We start from the raw sequence: 15,282 nt of genomic DNA, 5'->3' as shown, positions 1-15,282 counted from the left end.
CATGCCGCACATACGGATCAAGGACGCCGCACTGTACCTCGGGGTGAGTGACGACACCGTCCGCCGCTGGATCGACGGCGGCGTGCTCACAAGCGATCACGACGCCGCCGGACGCACGGTCGTGGACGGACTCGAACTCGCGCGCCTCGCCAAGGAGAACGCGGTCCTCCCCGCCGATCCGTCGGGGCTGCCCGGCTCGGCGCGCAACCGTTTCGTCGGGCTGGTGACCGACATCGTCGTAGACCGCGTGATGGCGCAGGTCGAGCTGCAGTGCGGCCCGCACCGGGTGGTGTCGCTGATCAGCAGTGAGGCGGTCCGCGAGCTCGGGCTGGAACTCGGGTCGGTCGCGGTGGCGGTCATCAAGGCGACGAACGTCATGGTCGAGGCACCGGCGGTCAGCCGATGAGGGCGCGGTCGCTCCTCACCGCGGCGACCGCGGTCGCGATCGCCGCTGTCGCTTTCACCGGGTGCAGCTCGACGACGCCTTCCGGCACCACGGCGGTCGCCAGCAGCACGCCGACGACGGGGGTGACCGGAACCGTGACGGTTTTCGCAGCCGCCTCCCTGACGAAGACGTTCACCGAGCTCGGCACCGAATTCGAGGCGGCCCATCCCGGCGCCCACGTCGCGTTCTCGTTCGCCGGGTCCTCCGACCTCGTCTCGCAACTGTCGGCCGGCGCTCCCGCCGACGTCTTCGCCTCGGCCGACCAGGCCAACATGACCAAAGCGGAGAATGCGAAGGTCATCGACGGGTCCCCAGCGGATTTCGCCACGAACGTCCTGGCGATCGCGGTCCCGCCGGGCAACCCGGCGCACGTGAAGAGCTTCGCCGATCTCGCCTCCCCGTCGGTCAAAACGGTGATCTGCGCGCCGCAGGTCCCCTGCGGAGCGGCCACGGCCACGGTCGAGAAATCCACCGGCGTCACCCTCACGCCCGTGAGCCAGGAGTCGTCGGTCACCGACGTGCTCGGCAAGGTCAGCTCGGGCGAGGCGGACGCAGGCATCGTCTACCGGACGGATGTGAGGGGCGCAGGCTCGAAGGTGGAGTCCGTGCCGTTCCCGGAAGCCGCTACGACCGTCAACGTGTATCCCATCGCGCGGGTGAGTGACGCCCCGAACCCGGAGGGGGCCGCTGCATTCGTCGCCTTCGTCACCGGCCCGGAGGGACGGAAGGCCCTCGCCGCCGCCGGATTCGGCGCGCCGTGAGTCCAGCGCCGTATCGAAGCGCACCGCGCTTAGGCGTCCCCCGCTGGATCGTGGCCATCGCGGCGGTCGGGGCGCTGTTCGTCCTGTCGCCGCTGGTCGCCATGGCCCTCCGTGTCGACTGGGCCGAATTCATCCCGCTGATCACGTCGCCTTCGTCGGTGGATGCGCTGCTCCTCAGCCTGCGCACCTCGCTGCTGGCGACGGCGGGATGCCTCGTGCTCGGCGTGCCCATGGCGATCGTCCTCGCCCGGGTGCCATTCGCCGGGCAGCGGATGGTGCGCGCGATCGTGCTGCTGCCGTTGGTGCTGCCGCCGGTCGTCGGCGGGCTCGCACTGCTCGCGCTGTACGGCCGCCGCGGGCTGCTGGGCGGCGCGCTCGACGTCGCGTTCTCGACGCCGGCTGTCGTGATCGCGCAGACCTTCGTGGCGCTCCCATTCCTGGTGCTCAGCCTGGAGGGTGCCCTCCGCTCGGCGGGCGAACGTTACGAGGCCGTGGCGGCGACCCTCGGGGCGCGACCGTCCGTCGTGCTGTTCCGGGTGACCCTGCCGTTGGTGCTGCCCGCCGTCGTGTCGGGAGCCATCCTGTCCTTCGCCCGCGCCCTGGGTGAGTTCGGCGCGACGCTGACGTTCGCGGGCAGCTTGCAGGGCGTGACGCGCACTCTCCCCCTCGAGATCTACCTCCAGCGTGAGGCCGACCCGGACGCCGCAGTGGCGCTGTCGTTGGTGCTCATCGCGGTCGCGGTCGCGGTCGTCGCGGTCGCGCACGGCGCGGGCGAGCGCGTGCAGCCATGGCGGGCGCGGAACCGGTCCGCCGCAGGAACGTCGGCGTGAGCCTGCGGATCGCCGCCGCGCAGGACGCGCGCGACGTGTCCGTCGAGCTGTCGGTCGCCGACGGCGAGACGCTCGCGCTGCTCGGCCCGAACGGCGCCGGCAAGTCCACGGTGCTCGGGATGCTCGCCGGGCTCGTGCGCCCGGACCGCGGTCGGGCGACCCTGGGTGACGACGTTCTGTTCGACCTGCCGGGAGCGTGGACGCCCCCGCACCGCCGTGGGGTGGCCCTTCTGGCGCAGGACGCCCTCCTGTTCCCGCACTTGAGCGTGCGCAGCAACGTCGCCTTCGGCCCACGCGCGACCGGCGCGACCCCGGAGGAGGCCGGCCGGCGGGCGGACGAGTGGATGCGGCGCACCGGGACGAGCGGGTTCGCCGACCGCCGACCCGCCGAGCTGTCGGGCGGGCAGGCGCAGCGCGTGGCGATCGCCCGGGCCCTCGCGGCGGAGCCCGGCCTGCTCCTGCTCGACGAGCCGCTGTCCGCCCTCGATGTGGCGGTCGCGGCGGAGATCCGCGGCATGCTCGCCGACGTGCTCGCCGCCCGCACCACCGTGCTGGTCACGCACGACGCCTTGGACGCGTACCTCCTCGCCGACCGCGTCGCGGTCATGCACGACGGCCGGGTGGTCGAGGAGGGCCCGACACGCCAGGTGCTCGAACGACCGGCGCATCCCTTCACTGCCGAGCTGTCGGGGCTGACGCTGCTGATCGGCGTCCGCACGGCCGACGGGCTGCAGACAGCCGAGGGGATGCACGTGCTCGGCGACGCTGTCGCCCCGGTCCGCGTCGGCGAACCCGCGCGGGCCGCTGTGCGCCCGTCCGCGGTCCGGCTGCTCCCGGCGTCCGCGGTCTCCACCCTCTCCGCGACACTCGTCACGGCAACCGTCAGGGCGCTGGAACCGCAGGCGGACCTCGTGCGTGTCCGGACGGACCGCCTCGACGCTTTGGTGCCCCCCACCATCGTGGCCGACCTCCGTCTGCGCCTGGGCGACTCCGTCCTCCTGGACGTGCCGCCCGACGCCGTCGCCGTCTACCCCGCCTGACCTGCGCCGCGCGCCCACCCCGCGAGTCGCGACATCAACTCACCACTCGCGCGACGTTCCGACGTCTACTCACGACTCGGCCGGGTCAGCCGCCGGCGAACGGCGGGAGCACGTCAACGGTCCCGGACAGCTCGCGCGACGGATCGCGCGACACGATGCCGCCGACCAGGAACGATCCCGAGCGGACCACGCGCTCCATCGGCTCCCCGTAGCGCGCGACGAGCTCGGCCTGCAGACTGCCGACGGTGGCCTCAGCCACCTCGACGCGCTCTTCGGTGCGGCCTGCTGCCTCCTCCGCCGCCGCGAAGTACCGCACCAGTACCTCAGCCACCGATCGCTCCCATGCTCCGCACCGGCGGGGCGAACCCGGCCGCGTCCATCCCGTGTCCGGACTGCTTGCCCCACATCGCCGCCCGCCACCAGTGCGCGATCTCGGTGTCGTCGGCCCCGCCGCGCAGCAGCCCGCGCAGGTCGGTCTCGTCGTCGCCGAACAGGCACGACCGCACGGTGCCCTCCGCGGTGACGCGCGTCCGGTCGCAGGCCGCACAGAACGACCGGGTCACGGACGCGATGATGCCGACCGTCGCAGGGGCGCCGTTCACCGTCCATCCCTCCACGCGCCACTCCTCGGCGGGCGCGTGCGGGTCGTCGCGGCCGGCCTCCACCAGGGTGAAGCGCTCGCCCAGGACGGCCAGCAGTTCTTCGGCCGGGACCATGTTCTCGCGCATCCAGGACCGGTCGGCGTCGAGCGGCATCTGCTCGATGAACCGCAGGCGGCAGCCGTTCTCCAGGGCCCAGGCCAGCAGGTCGGGCGCATCGGCGAGAGTGTCGCGCATCATCACCGCGTTCAGCTTGAGCGGCGTCATCCCGGCCTCGTGGGCGGCCCGGATGCCGGCCAGCACCGCGGGGAGCCGGTCGCGACGGGTCAGGCGGGCGAAGTGCTCGCGGTCGACCGTGTCGAGCGACACGTTCACACGGGTGAGCCCGGCCTCCACGAGCGCGTGGATGCGGTGGTCGAGGCCGATGCCGTTCGTGGTGATCGACAGGTCGATACCGGGCGCCGCGGCCGCGGAGAGCCCGATGATCTCCGCCAGGTCTGCGCGCATCAGGGGCTCGCCGCCCGTGAACCGCACCTCGCGCACGCCCAGGTCGCGCACGCCGATCGCGACCAGCCGGGCGATCTCGCGCGCCGACAACAGGTCGTCGCGCGGGATGGCGGGCAGCCCCTCTGCTGGCATGCAATACGTGCAACGCAGTGAGCACTTCTCGGTGACCGACACGCGCAGGTCGCGCGCCACGCGGCCGAACCGGTCGAGGAGACCCGAGTGCTCCGGCCGCCCCTCCATGCTGGGCGGCGCGGTCGAGCCGGGCGCCTGCGGCAGAGCCGCGCGCAACGGGAGTCCCAGATTGACGGCTGTCACCCCTTCACCATAGACCGGCCGGGACGCCAGACCATATGCTTCCCCCATGGGTATCATCTCGTCCGGTTTCCTCGGCCGTCGGCGGACCGACGACCCCCGCCTCCCACCCGGTCAGTACCTGACCGAAGGTTTCCCGGTGCTTTCCGCCGGTCCGACGCCCCGCATCGCCAAAGACGACTGGGCGTTCACCATCACGACCGAGAAGGGCGACGTGCACCGCTGGAGCTGGGACGAGTTCCTGGCACTCCCGCAGGAGGACGTCGGCACCGACATCCACTGCGTCACCAGCTGGTCGAAGCTCGGCACCTCCTGGCGTGGCGTCGCGCTCGACACCCTGTTCAAGGATGTCGACACCTCCTTCGAGTACACGATGGCGCACAGCTACGGCGGCTACACCACCAACGTTCCGCTTGCCGACCTGCTGGACGGCAAGGCGTGGGTCGCGCACAGCTTCGACGGTAAAGACCTGGAGCCCGAGCATGGCGGCCCCGCCCGGCTGCTGGTGCCCCACCTGTACTTCTGGAAGAGCGCCAAGTGGGTCAACGGACTGCAGATGCTCCCGCAGGACCAGCCGGGCTTCTGGGAGCAGAACGGCTACAACATGTACGGCGACCCGTGGAAGGAACAGCGCTACTGGTGAGCACCGTATGGCGAGTGGCCGACGTGGTCGGTACGCGCATGGAGACCCCCACGGCCCGCACCATCCGGTTGCGCATCCCCGGCCTGCACGGCCACCTCGCGGGGCAGCACGTCGACATCCGGTTGACGGCCCCGGACGGCTACCAAGCCGTCCGCTCGTACTCGATCGCGTCCGGCGGCGGACGGGGCGCACTCGAGCCGCATGAGCTGCCCGACGACGAACTGGAGCTGACGGTCGAGGAACTCGCCGACGGCGAGGTCTCCCCGTACCTGGTGCGCGGCCTGCAGAACGGCGACCAGCTGGAGGTGCGCGGACCGGTCGGCGGCTGGTTCGTCTGGCGCGACGGCGACTCCACCCCGGTGCAGCTGATCGCCGGCGGTTCGGGGGTCGTGCCGCTCATGTCGATGGCGCGGGCACATTCCGCATCCCGCAGCATGGCCCCGTTCCGGATGCTGTACTCGCTGCGTACACCGTTCGCCGGCTACTACGCCGACGAGCTGACCGCGCTCACCGACGATGCCGCCGCGCCTCTCCAGCTGGACTACATCTACACACGGCAGGCGCCGGCGGGCTCGGAGACGAAACCCGGACGCCTGACCGCCGCGGCCCTCATGCAGCGGGTGCTGCCGGCCTCCGACTCCCCCACCTTCTACATCTGCGGTTCGACGCCATTCGTCGAGGCGGTCTCCGGCTGGCTCGTCGAAGCGGGCCACGACCCGGCGCGCGTCCGCACCGAACGCTACGGCGGCATCGGAGGCACGCCATGACGGACCAGAACTACCTCGACGGCAACGCGGCCGCCGGACTGCTGTCGGAAGTCTTCGCGGTCGACGTGACCACGGCGGTCGGCTGCTGCGCGAACTGCGGCGACCAGTCCGTCGTCGCGCACGGCCGCGTCTACGTCGACCAGCACGGCCTCGTGATGCGCTGCTCGGTCTGCGGCGACGTCCTCGCCGTGGCCGCCGAGCGCGCCGGCCGCCTCTGCCTCGACCTGCGCGGCCTGGCCTGGCTGGAGTTCGCGGTCGAGTAGCCCGCGCATCCATCGCTTCCTCGGTTAATCCGGCGATGCGCGGTGTGTCGTCGGATTAACCGAGGAAGCGATGAAGGGGCGAGTCAGGACACGTGCACGGCGGGGCGGCGCTTGACGTCTTTTTCGGCCTCGCGGAGCACCTCGCGCGTCACGGGGGCGACCTCGCCGACGCCGGTGATCAGGTAGCGGAACATGTTCGAGATCGGGTTGCCTTCCGTCCACTCGAAGTAGATCGTCGGCACCACGCCCGTGATGTCGCGCATCTCGAGCAGGACCGCCGCGATCGTGTTGGGCACGTTGCCGCTCGTCACCTGCAACACCCGGTAGCCGTGCTTGACGACGCCGTGCACCACGAGGTCCTCCTCGAAGTCGGACGAGTCGGAGCGCATCACTTCGAGGAAGATGGTGCGCGACCGCTGCGGGATGTGGCTGAACTTCCGCTCGTCCTTGTTCTTCTGCGAGTACTCCGTCGTCGTGTCGACGTCGGGCTCATGCGAGATGATGCGGATCTCGCCCTCCTCCGCATCCTCCAGGATGAAGTCGAGCGCGGTCACGTCGAAGGTCACCGAGGTGGCGCGCAGCTGGAACGACCGGCCGACGCGCGACACGATCGACACCACGAGGATGCCCAGGATGAAGAGGGCCGCGATCCGCAGGCCGTCGGGTCGCTCGATGATGTTGTCGATCGTCGTGTAGACGAAGATCGCCGTGATGATGCCGAACGCGATCATGCGCTTGGACTGCCGCTTGCGCCTCGCCGAGAGGGTCACCGCGAGGGACGCGGAGGTGATGAGGACCAGGACGCCGGTCGCGTACGCGCCGCCCTGCGCATCCACGCTGGCCTGGAAGATCACGGTGATGAGGAAGGCGATCGCGGTGAAGACGAGTACCAGGGGACGCACGGCACGCGCCCACTGGGGAGCCATCCCGTACCGCGGCAGGTAGCGCGGCACGAGGTTCAGCAGGCCGGCCATCGCCGAGGCGCCGGCGAACCAGAGGATGAGGATGGTGCTGAGGTCGTAGACGGTCCCGAAGCCGTTGCCCAGGTACTCGTGGGCGAGATACGCCAGCGCTCGGCCGTTGGCCGGGCCGCCGGGCTGGAAGTCCCGCTGCGGGATGAGCAGCGTCGTCGTGAAGCTCGACGTGATCAGGAAGACGCTCATGATGAGGGCGGCCGCGGTGAGCAGCCGTCCCGCTCCGCGGATGCGTCCCTTCGGGTACGCCGGATCGTCATCCGGCCGCCCCTTGATCTGCGGCATCACCGCGACGCCGGTCTCGAAGCCGGAGAGGCCCAGAGCGAGGCGCGGGAACACGATCAGGGCGACGCCGACCACGATCAGCGGGTCGCCGTGCTGCTGGAACAGGGCGCTCCACCAGTCGTCGATCGCGGTGGGATGCAGGAACACCTGGACGATGGAGGTGCCGACCACGACGACATTCAGGGCCAGGTAAACCCCCACCAGCACCACGGCGATGCCGATCGCCTCCTTGAACCCCCGGAGGAAGACCGCGCCGAGCAGCGCAAGCAGGAACAGCGTGATGAGGACGTTGTTCCCCTGGAACCAGTCCGGCGCGAAGGGATTCTCGATGGCGTGCGCCGACGCGTCGGCGGCCGACAGGGTGATGGTGATCATGAAGTCGGTCGCGGCGAAGCCGAGCAGCACTAGGACGAGTAGCTTGCCCGCCCACCACGGCAGCAGGCGTTCCAGCATGGCGATGGAGCCCGACCCGCGGAAGCTCTCGCGTGCCACCCGGCGGTACACCGGGAGCGCGCCGAGCAGGGTCAGCGCCACGAGGACGAGCGTCGCGAACGGCGACACCAGGCCCGCTGCCAGGGCGGCGATGGCGGGCTGGTAGCCGAGCGTCGAGAAGTAGTCCACACCGGTCAGGCACATGACCTGCCACCAGGAGTGCGTGCGCTCCGGATTGCGGCCGTGCGGTCCCTGCTGCGTGCCGCGCTCGTCGACGAGACCGGTGAGCAGCCAGTGCCGCATCCACCCGCCCCGGGCCGCCGAAGGGATGGGGCGCGCCTGCCCGGGAGTAGGGATCGCGTCGCGCGGGGTCACCCGCGGGAGCGGAGTGGCCGACGCATTCCCCGAGGCTGCTTCCTCCCGGTTCGCTTCCTGTCCCGGAGTGCTCGGCATCCGCGTCCCTTCGCCGTCGTGCTGATCGTACCGCTCACCAGGCCGAGGCACGGTAGTCCTTCAGGAAGACTCCCTGCAGGTCCTCGCCGGCCTCACCGCGCACGATCGGGTCGTACACGCGGGCGGCGCCGTCCACGAGGTCGAGAGGGGCGTGGAAGCCCTCCTCCGCGAGCCGCACCTTGGTGTGGTGAGGCCGCTCGTCGGTGATCCAACCCGTGTCGACAGCGGTCATCAGGATGCCGTCGCTTTCGAACAGCTCGCCGGCGCTGGTCCGGGTGAGCATGTTGAGGGCGGCCTTCGACATGTTGGTGTGCGGGTGGCCCGGGCCCTTGTACTGGCGGCCGAACACCCCCTCCATGGCGGACACGTTGACGATGTACGAACGACCAGCGGCGGCGAGGGACGGACGCAGACGGTCGATCAGGATGAACGGCGCGGTCTGGTTGCACAGCTGCACCTCGAGCAGCTCCAGCGCATCGACGGATCCGATGGTCTGCGTCCAGCTGTTGACGCGCGCGACGTCCGGCACGAGTCCGCCCGCGTCGATCGCGGTGCCGTCGGCGTGTCGGGCCAGCGACGACGAGCCTGCGGCCATGGCCGCGGTGGCCAGGTCATCGGCGGTCAGGGCGCCAGGACCGGCGAGCTCGGCGATGGTGCCGCGGACATCCGCGGCGGAGAGCAACGGATGGGCGGCGACGGAGCGCTCCAGCGCGAGCGGATGCGGGTCCGCCGTGTGCCCGAACGTCTCGAGTTCCGGCAGCGGTCCGTCCGGGAGCGGCTGCGTCTCGGCCTCGGCGAGGAGCGAGTACGACCCCGGCGAACGGCGGACGGTCTGCGCGGCGTTGTTGATCAGGATGTCGAGCGAGCCGCGTTCGGCGACCGAGTCGGCGAGCGCGATCACCTGGGCCGGGTCGCGCAGGTCGATGCCGACGACGCGGAGGCGGTGCAGCCACTGTCCGGCGTCCGGCAGCTGGGAGAAACGACGCACCGCATCCCGAGGGAACCGGGTCGTGATCGTCAGGTGGGCGCCGTCGCGCAGCAGGCGCAGGGCGATGTGCATGCCGATCTTGGCGCGTCCACCCGTGAGCAGCGCGCGCTTGCCGGTCAGGTCGGTGCGGGCGTTGCGCTTGAGGTGGCTGAAAGCCGCGCACGACGGGCACAGCTGGTGGTAGAACCAGTCGACCTCGGTGTAGGGCTGCTTGCAGATGTAGCAGGCGCGCGGCGTGATGAGCGTCCCCGCGGTGTGCGATCCACTCGTGCTCGAGGTGAGCTCGCGGCCGCGCGTCTCGTCGTCGATGCGGTCGGGGGCGCCGGTGGCGGTCGCGGCGATCACCGCGCGGTCGGCATCCTGCACCCGCTGACGCAGCTCGCGCCGGCGCGCCACCTTCGACGCCTTGAACATGTGGGAGGTCGCCTGCCGGACCGTCACGTAGTCGGGATGCTCGCGGTCGAGCTCGTGCAGCTGCGCGAGCACGCGGAGGGTCGCCGCGAGATCGTCGGGATCGAGGCCGGAAGGGGCCGGGGTTTCGGGAGGCACCGGAGAATTCTACGTGGGACGATGAACGCATGGATGCGCAAGCGTTGTTCGGAGCGACGGCCACGGCATTCGAGTTCGCCGGCGTCGCCGCGATGGCCATCGGCTTCGTCGTGGCGATCGGGCTCGCACTGATCGCGTGGCGCCGTCAGGGAAGCGGCGCCGCCGCGTTCCGGACGCTGCGGGAGAGCTTCGGCGGCGTCATCCTGCTGGGGCTCGAGATCCTCGTCGCCGCCGACCTGGTGCGGACCGTGACGTCGACGCCGTCGCTCACCGACGCGTTCGTCCTCGGGATCATCGTGCTCATCCGGACGATCCTCAGCTTCTCGCTGCAGATCGAGATCGACGGGGTGGCACCCTGGCGGCGCGCGCTCGTGACCGGACCGCAAATGCTGGCCCGCACGGCGCGCTCAGCGGGCCGGACGCCGGACGGGACCGGAGAAGCCCCGGGGGTCTGACTGCCCGCGCGCTACTCCGCCGACCTACTCCGCCGCGCGACGCGCGGCACGCTCGGCGTTGCGCTGCTTCACGCGTGCATTCTCAGCGTTCACCGACGCGTGCGTCGCGCGCTCGGCGACGAGCCACTGCGGCGGGTCCTGCAGCAGTGCCTTGATCTCGGCGGTGGTCAGCGCCGCGGTCACTCCGCCCCGGGCGAGCCCCGAGTTCGAGATGCCGAGCTTGTGCGCGACAACGTCTCGCGGATGCGGGCCGTCGGCGCGCAGGGTGCGCAGCCACTCCGGTGGGTTGGCGGTCAGCTCGTCGAGTTCGGTGCGGCTGATCTCGCGCTCCCGGAAGTCGTCGGGCGCCGCCGGCAGGTAGATGCCGAGTTTCTTGGCCGCGGTGGCCGCTTTCATGGTCTGCGCCTTCATGCTTCCCAGGCTACCGTTCGCTACCCTCGTCAGGTGTCCTCCCGCTTCGCTATCGCTTTCCCGCTCGGTGTCACCGTCGGGAAGTGGACGCGCGCCTTCGAGCAGCGGTTCCCGGATGTGGAGCTGGTGGTGCGGCCGAGCGACGATCCACTGGGCGTTCTGGCGGCGGGCGGGGCGGACATGGTGTTCGCCCGCGACGCGGAACCCGACGACGACCGGCACCTGATCCCGCTGTACGCCGAAGACATCGTCGCCGTCGTGCACCACGAGCACCTTCTGACGCTCACCGAGGACGATGAGGAACGTCGGCTGCGCCTGGCCGACCTCGACGGCGAGCCCCGGGTGACCGGCGAGCCGTCGGAGGCGTTCATGCGGAGCGTCGCGGAGGGCGCCGGCATCGCGCTGCTGCCCGCGTCGGTGGCGAAGGCGCTGCGGCGCAAGGATGTGGTGGCACTGCGGGTCGAAGACGCCCCGCAGAGCCGGATCGGCCTGACCTGGCCGCGCGAGGGGCAGCATCCCCTCGTCGATGACTTCGTCGGGATCGTCCGCGGTCGCACGGCTCACAGCTCACGCAACCCCGAAGTGGCCGCGAAGGAGGCCGCGGCGAAAGAGTCCGCGGACGCGCGCAAGCCCGCCGCCCCGCGTAAGGCGGCCACCCCGCGCAAGCCCAACCCGCGCAACCCCGCCGCGCGCAAGCGCCCCCGCCGCCGCTGACGGATGCTGACGGATGCTGACGGATGCGTTCGCCAGCGGGAGCAGAATGGCAGCATGAGCAGCGCCGGCCGTGACGCCCAGTCCGAGATCTACCGTGCGGGGGTGTCCGGGCAGCGGCCACGCATCCCGGTCGGGTTCGCACAGCTGGAGCGGGCGGCCCAGCGGCGGATGAGCCGCGCGGCCTTCGCCTACATCGCCGGCTCTGCGGGGCTGGAGCGCACAGCGCAGGCCAACCTGGATGCCTTCCGCCACCGGCGCATCGTTCCGCGGGTGCTGCGCGACGTGTCCGCCCGAGACCTGTCGATCGAGCTGTTCGGCGTCCGCCGCCCGACCCCGCTCCTGCTGGCGCCCATCGGCGTGCTGGAGCTGGCGCGGCGTGGTGGGGATGCTGCAGCGGCGCGGGCCGCTGCCTCCCTCGGCATCCCGGCCGTGCTCTCCAATCAGGCGTCCCAGCCGATGGAGGAGATCGCGGGCGCGATGGATGCTGTCCGTCCAGGCGCCCCGCGCTGGTTCCAGCTGTACTGGAGCTCGTCGCGCGACCTCGTCGCCAGCCTGGTCGCACGCGCGGAGCGGTCAGGATGCGAGGCCATCGTCGTCACGCTCGACACGCACGTGCTCGGCTGGCGGCCGCGTGACCTGGAGCTCGGCTATCTTCCGTTCAGCCGCGGACTCGGCATCGCGCAGTACACCAGCGACCCGGTGTTCCACGGTCTGGTGCGGGAGCGCGCCCGGGCATCGGGAGGCGGTCGCCCGGCCACGACTCCGACACCGGCCGCCCTCGCGTCGTTCGCGAGCATCCTGCGCCACCACCCGGGCCGCCTGCGCGAGAAGGTGCGCTCGGGCGAGCCCCTCGCGGCGGTCGAGACGTTCCTCGACGTCTTCGCCGATCCGTCCCTGACGTGGGACGACCTGGCGTTCCTGCGTGAGCGGACCCGGCTCCCCATCGTGCTGAAGGGCGTACTGCATCCCGACGACGCGCGACGTGCCCTCGACGCGAGCGTGGACGCGGTGCAGGTCTCGAACCACGGCGGCCGCCAGATCGACGGAGAGGTGGCGGCGCTGGATGCTCTGCCGGGCGTCGTCGACGCCGTCGACGGCCGTGTCCCCGTGATCTTCGACAGCGGCATCCGCGGCGGCGCGGACGCCGTGATCGCGCTCGCGCTCGGCGCGCGGGCCGTCGCGATCGGCCGCCCGTACGCCTACGCGCTCGCGCTGGCCGGTGAGGACGGCGTGCGGGAACTGCTGCGCAACACGATCGCGGAACTCGACATCACGCTCGGACTCGCCGGAGCCCGCAGCGTCGCCGACCTCGACCCGACGATCCTCGCGGGTTGAGGCCGCCCCGGTACTACGAGACCGTCGCCCCGATCAGGGACAGCAAGGCCTGAGCGTACGCCGTCGCGGCGTCGTCGTGCTCGAACATCCGCTCCTCGCCTCCGAAGAACGCGGTGACGCGGTACCCGTCCGGCGTCCGCGCCAGGTGCCGGAAGCTGCCGCCGAGCAGCTCGCGCAGCTGGTCCTCGCGCGGGATCCACAATGCGTCCTCGACGGCGAGCGAGTCGAGCGCCCACTCGGTCGTTCCGTTGAAGCCGAGGATCGTACCGGTGTCGAAGTGGTGCGGCTCGATCGTCATCTCGCTGACGGTGAACTTCTCGCCTTCCATGCCGGGCCGGTCGATGGCGAAGGTGTCTCCGGAGGCGGGTTGCCAGCGCAAGCCCGCTGCCCGCAACTGCCGGGCGATGTCCTCTGCGATCATGGATGCTCCTCTCGTCGGCCGATCGTCCGGCCGCGTCAGTCGGTGACGACGACGACCTTGCCGCGCACGTGGCCCGCTTCGAGCCTCCCGTACGCCTCGGCCGTGCGCTCGATGGGGTAGATGGAGTCGATGGGCAGCACCAGCTCGTTCTCGGCGAGGAGGTCGGCCAGCTCGGCCAGGTCGTCATTGCCTGCCGCTCGTCCGCCGACATTCTTCGCGCCGTGAGCCGCTGCGCCGAAGACGGCGATCGAGTTCACCCGCTCGATCGGGACACCCAGTTCCAGCGCAGCCTGGATGGTCTCTTCGCCGTGGTTGTCGAGCGCAGCGGTCACGTGGTCGTCATCGATCAGCTCGCGGACGCGATCCGCCAGACCCTCGCCGTATGCGACCGGGATGATCCCCAGGGACTCCAGGAACTCGTGGTTCTCCTCCCCCGCCGTGCCGATCACCGTCGCGCCCGAGCGCACCGCGAGTTGCGCGGCCAGGACGCCGACGCCTCCCGCCGCCGCACTGACGAGGACGGTGTCGCGCTCGTGGAGGTCGATGGAGCGGACCGTCGCCACCGCCGTCCGCCCGACGACACCGAGCGACCCGGCCACCTCGAAGGTGAGCGGGTCGGGCTTCGCGATCACCTGACCGTCCTCCGGCACGACGACGAAGTCGGCGATGGAGGCGAACGGAGCAGTGCCGAGCACGGCCTGGCCCAGCTCGAAGCGGGTCACGCCCTCTCCCAGCTCCTCGACGAAGCCGGCGAAGTCCTGCCCGATGCCGCTCGGCAGCGTCACACCCATCCGGGCGGCCGCCCCCTCCGCGCGATACGCCTTGATGTCCATCGGGTTGAGCCCGGCCGCCATGACGCGCACCAGGATCTGACCCGGACCCGGCCAGGGTCTCTCGCGTTCCACCACCTGCAGGTAGTCGCGCGAACCGAACTCCTCGAACTGGACGAAACGCGGCACGGGCAGGCTCCTTCCCTCTGGTAGAGAGGAGCCTAGCCCTGTCTGCTTCCGGACAGCAGGGAGTCCGGCCTCAGCCGAACAGCAGAGCAGCTTCCTCGTAGCGCGCGTCCGGCACCGTCTTCAGCCCGCCGGTCGCATCCGCGATCGAGACGTTGACGACATCGGTGCCGCGCAACGACACCATCGAGCCCCACCGTCCTTCGTACACCGCATCCACCGCTGCCATCCCCAGGCGGGTGGCGAGCACCCGGTCGTAGGCGCTGGGCACACCGCCGCGCTGCATGTGGCCGAGCACGGTCGCGCGCGACTCGATCCCGGTGCGCTCCTCGATCATCGGGGCGAGCATCTCGCCGATGCCGCCGAGACGTGGACGGTTGAAGGCGTCCAGGCCCTTGTGCGAGTGCGCCTCCTCCATGGTGTCCAGGTGGAAGCCCTCCGACACCACGATCACGGGCGCGCGGCCGCGGTCGCGCACCGACTCCACCCACTCGCAGATCTGCTCGATCGACTTGGGCTGCTCCGGGATGAGGATGGCGTGCGCGCCGCCCGCCATCCCCGAGTGCAGGGCGATCCAGCCGACGTGACGGCCCATGACCTCGACCACCATGCAGCGCTGGTGCGACTCGGCCGTGGTGCGGAGGCGGTCGATGGCCTCTGTCGCGATCTCGACGGCCGTGTCGAAGCCGAACGAATAGTCGGTTGCGGCCAGGTCGTTGTCGATGGTCTTCGGAACGCCGACGATCTTGAGGCCCGCGTCGGTGAGGCGGCGGGCGGCCGTCAGGGTCCCCTCGCCACCGATGGCGATGATCGCGTCGATTCCGTTCTCATCCATCATCCGCTGGATGTTCTCGGGGCCGCCCTTCTCCGTCTCGAACGGGTTGGTGCGGCTCGAACCGAGAATGGTGCCGCCCTGCCGGGACAGCCCGCGGACGCTGTGCCGGTCGAGCGGCATGATGTCGCCCTCGACGACTCCGCGCCAGCCGTAGCGGAAGCCGGCGAACTCGGAGCGGTAGACGCGGTCGCCCTTCAGGACCGCGCCGCGGATGACCGCGTTCAGGCCCGGGCAGTCGCCGCCGCTGGTGAGGATGCCGATCTTCATGTCGCTCCGTTTCTCAATGCGTGCTTGAATCATGCCCGCC

18 protein-coding genes are annotated in these 15,282 nt (G+C 70.9%); 10 read left to right on the top strand and 8 right to left on the bottom strand.

Annotated features, from left to right (window positions below):
- The first annotated feature begins 1 nt into the window (after position 1).
- Genes AB4Y74_RS05510 through AB4Y74_RS05495 form a run of 4 tightly spaced genes read left to right on the top strand, consistent with a single transcriptional unit; the run spans position 2 to position 3,076 of the window.
- Positions 2-406 (top strand): TOBE domain-containing protein, encoded by a 405-nt coding sequence (locus AB4Y74_RS05510; protein WP_441798113.1) that lies wholly within the window; start codon positions 2-4, stop codon positions 404-406.
- The gene (modA, locus tag AB4Y74_RS05505) at positions 403-1,206 is read left to right on the top strand and encodes a molybdate ABC transporter substrate-binding protein (protein ID WP_441798112.1); all 804 of its coding nucleotides are present in this window, start codon (positions 403-405) and stop codon (positions 1,204-1,206) included. The genes AB4Y74_RS05510 and modA overlap by 4 nt, the downstream gene beginning before the upstream one ends.
- Positions 1,207-1,256: 50 nt before the next feature.
- Positions 1,257-2,036, top strand: a complete 780-nt coding sequence (locus AB4Y74_RS05500) for an ABC transporter permease (protein WP_441798111.1) — start codon at positions 1,257-1,259, stop codon at positions 2,034-2,036.
- On the top strand, positions 2,033-3,076 hold the full coding sequence (locus tag AB4Y74_RS05495) for a sulfate/molybdate ABC transporter ATP-binding protein (RefSeq protein WP_441798110.1): 1,044 nt from the start codon (positions 2,033-2,035) through the stop codon (positions 3,074-3,076). The genes AB4Y74_RS05500 and AB4Y74_RS05495 overlap by 4 nt, the downstream gene beginning before the upstream one ends.
- Before the next feature lie 85 nt (positions 3,077-3,161).
- On the opposite strand, the gene AB4Y74_RS05490 is transcribed toward AB4Y74_RS05495, so the two are convergent.
- Positions 3,162-3,407, bottom strand: a complete 246-nt coding sequence (locus AB4Y74_RS05490) for a MoaD/ThiS family protein (protein ID WP_441798109.1) — start codon at positions 3,405-3,407, stop codon at positions 3,162-3,164.
- Positions 3,400-4,497, bottom strand: coding sequence for a GTP 3',8-cyclase MoaA (moaA, locus tag AB4Y74_RS05485; protein ID WP_441798108.1), 1,098 nt, complete (start codon positions 4,495-4,497; stop codon positions 3,400-3,402). Before moaA ends, AB4Y74_RS05490 begins: the two co-directional genes overlap by 8 nt.
- Positions 4,498-4,543: 46 nt before the next feature.
- Between moaA and AB4Y74_RS05480 the strand changes: the two genes are divergently transcribed.
- Genes AB4Y74_RS05480 through AB4Y74_RS05470 form a run of 3 tightly spaced genes read left to right on the top strand, consistent with a single transcriptional unit; the run spans position 4,544 to position 6,167 of the window.
- Entirely contained in the window at positions 4,544-5,137 is a 594-nt protein-coding gene (locus AB4Y74_RS05480; protein WP_441798107.1) for a sulfite oxidase-like oxidoreductase, read from the top strand.
- A 14-nt stretch (positions 5,138-5,151) separates the two neighbouring features.
- Positions 5,152-5,904 carry an FAD-binding oxidoreductase gene (locus tag AB4Y74_RS05475; protein ID WP_441800396.1) on the top strand — a complete coding sequence of 251 codons (753 nt, stop codon included), beginning with the start codon at positions 5,152-5,154 and terminating at the stop codon, positions 5,902-5,904.
- Positions 5,901-6,167 carry a DUF6510 family protein gene (locus AB4Y74_RS05470; RefSeq protein WP_441798106.1) on the top strand — a complete coding sequence of 89 codons (267 nt, stop codon included), beginning with the start codon at positions 5,901-5,903 and terminating at the stop codon, positions 6,165-6,167. The genes AB4Y74_RS05475 and AB4Y74_RS05470 overlap by 4 nt, the downstream gene beginning before the upstream one ends.
- 83 nt (positions 6,168-6,250) lie before the next feature.
- Here AB4Y74_RS05470 and AB4Y74_RS05465 read toward each other — a convergent pair whose 3' ends face one another.
- Complete coding sequence (locus AB4Y74_RS05465) at positions 6,251-8,161, bottom strand: amino acid transporter (RefSeq protein WP_441800395.1); 1,911 nt, start codon at positions 8,159-8,161, stop codon at positions 6,251-6,253.
- A 184-nt stretch (positions 8,162-8,345) separates the two neighbouring features.
- Positions 8,346-9,848, bottom strand: a complete 1,503-nt coding sequence (locus AB4Y74_RS05460) for an SDR family NAD(P)-dependent oxidoreductase (protein WP_441798105.1) — start codon at positions 9,846-9,848, stop codon at positions 8,346-8,348.
- A 29-nt stretch (positions 9,849-9,877) separates the two neighbouring features.
- On the opposite strand from AB4Y74_RS05460, the gene AB4Y74_RS05455 reads away from it, so the two are divergent.
- Positions 9,878-10,303, top strand: coding sequence for a DUF1622 domain-containing protein (locus AB4Y74_RS05455; protein WP_441798104.1), 426 nt, complete (start codon positions 9,878-9,880; stop codon positions 10,301-10,303).
- A gap of 24 nt (positions 10,304-10,327) precedes the next feature.
- On the opposite strand, the gene AB4Y74_RS05450 is transcribed toward AB4Y74_RS05455, so the two are convergent.
- Positions 10,328-10,714, bottom strand: coding sequence for a DUF5997 family protein (locus tag AB4Y74_RS05450; protein WP_441798103.1), 387 nt, complete (start codon positions 10,712-10,714; stop codon positions 10,328-10,330).
- 33 nt (positions 10,715-10,747) lie between these two features.
- Here AB4Y74_RS05450 and AB4Y74_RS05445 point away from each other — a divergent pair, with 33 nt between their 5' ends.
- On the top strand, positions 10,748-11,428 hold the full coding sequence (locus AB4Y74_RS05445; RefSeq protein WP_441798102.1) for a LysR family transcriptional regulator substrate-binding protein: 681 nt from the start codon (positions 10,748-10,750) through the stop codon (positions 11,426-11,428).
- Positions 11,429-11,482: 54 nt separating this feature from the next.
- Positions 11,483-12,763, top strand: coding sequence for an alpha-hydroxy-acid oxidizing protein (locus AB4Y74_RS05440; RefSeq protein WP_441798101.1), 1,281 nt, complete (start codon positions 11,483-11,485; stop codon positions 12,761-12,763).
- A gap of 13 nt (positions 12,764-12,776) precedes the next feature.
- Here the strand turns inward: AB4Y74_RS05440 and AB4Y74_RS05435 are convergent, their stop codons facing one another.
- The 3 genes from AB4Y74_RS05435 to AB4Y74_RS05425 form a co-directional block, all read right to left on the bottom strand.
- Complete coding sequence (locus AB4Y74_RS05435; protein ID WP_441798100.1) at positions 12,777-13,184, bottom strand: hypothetical protein; 408 nt, start codon at positions 13,182-13,184, stop codon at positions 12,777-12,779.
- 35 nt (positions 13,185-13,219) lie between these two features.
- Positions 13,220-14,143 (bottom strand): NADP-dependent oxidoreductase, encoded by a 924-nt coding sequence (locus AB4Y74_RS05430; RefSeq protein ID WP_441798099.1) that lies wholly within the window; start codon positions 14,141-14,143, stop codon positions 13,220-13,222.
- A gap of 70 nt (positions 14,144-14,213) precedes the next feature.
- Complete coding sequence (locus AB4Y74_RS05425) at positions 14,214-15,242, bottom strand: 6-phosphofructokinase (RefSeq protein WP_441798098.1); 1,029 nt, start codon at positions 15,240-15,242, stop codon at positions 14,214-14,216.
- Between the last annotated feature and the right edge of the window lie 40 nt (positions 15,243-15,282).

This window comes from Leifsonia sp. RAF41, assembly GCF_052114085.1.
Lineage (GTDB): Bacteria > Actinomycetota > Actinomycetes > Actinomycetales > Microbacteriaceae > Leifsonia.
Note: the sequence above shows the minus strand (reverse complement) of the source record. Positions and strands in the feature narration are given on the sequence as shown.

What these genes read in the sequence shown, in the direction of transcription:
- AB4Y74_RS05465 (WP_441800395.1), bottom strand. Translation starts at nt 8,161, where the DNA reads ATGCGGCACTGGCTGCTCACCGGTCTCGTCGACGAGCGCGGCACGCAG.
- AB4Y74_RS05480 (WP_441798107.1), top strand. Translation starts at nt 4,544, where the DNA reads ATGGGTATCATCTCGTCCGGTTTCCTCGGCCGTCGGCGGACCGACGAC.
- AB4Y74_RS05450 (WP_441798103.1), bottom strand. Translation starts at nt 10,714, where the DNA reads ATGAAGGCGCAGACCATGAAAGCGGCCACCGCGGCCAAGAAACTCGGC.
- AB4Y74_RS05440 (WP_441798101.1), top strand. Translation starts at nt 11,483, where the DNA reads ATGAGCAGCGCCGGCCGTGACGCCCAGTCCGAGATCTACCGTGCGGGG.
- AB4Y74_RS05425 (WP_441798098.1), bottom strand. Translation starts at nt 15,242, where the DNA reads ATGAAGATCGGCATCCTCACCAGCGGCGGCGACTGCCCGGGCCTGAAC.
- AB4Y74_RS05510 (WP_441798113.1), top strand. Translation starts at nt 2, where the DNA reads ATGCCGCACATACGGATCAAGGACGCCGCACTGTACCTCGGGGTGAGT.
- AB4Y74_RS05435 (WP_441798100.1), bottom strand. Translation starts at nt 13,184, where the DNA reads ATGATCGCAGAGGACATCGCCCGGCAGTTGCGGGCAGCGGGCTTGCGC.
- AB4Y74_RS05470 (WP_441798106.1), top strand. Translation starts at nt 5,901, where the DNA reads ATGACGGACCAGAACTACCTCGACGGCAACGCGGCCGCCGGACTGCTG.
- AB4Y74_RS05455 (WP_441798104.1), top strand. Translation starts at nt 9,878, where the DNA reads ATGGATGCGCAAGCGTTGTTCGGAGCGACGGCCACGGCATTCGAGTTC.
- modA (WP_441798112.1), top strand. Translation starts at nt 403, where the DNA reads ATGAGGGCGCGGTCGCTCCTCACCGCGGCGACCGCGGTCGCGATCGCC.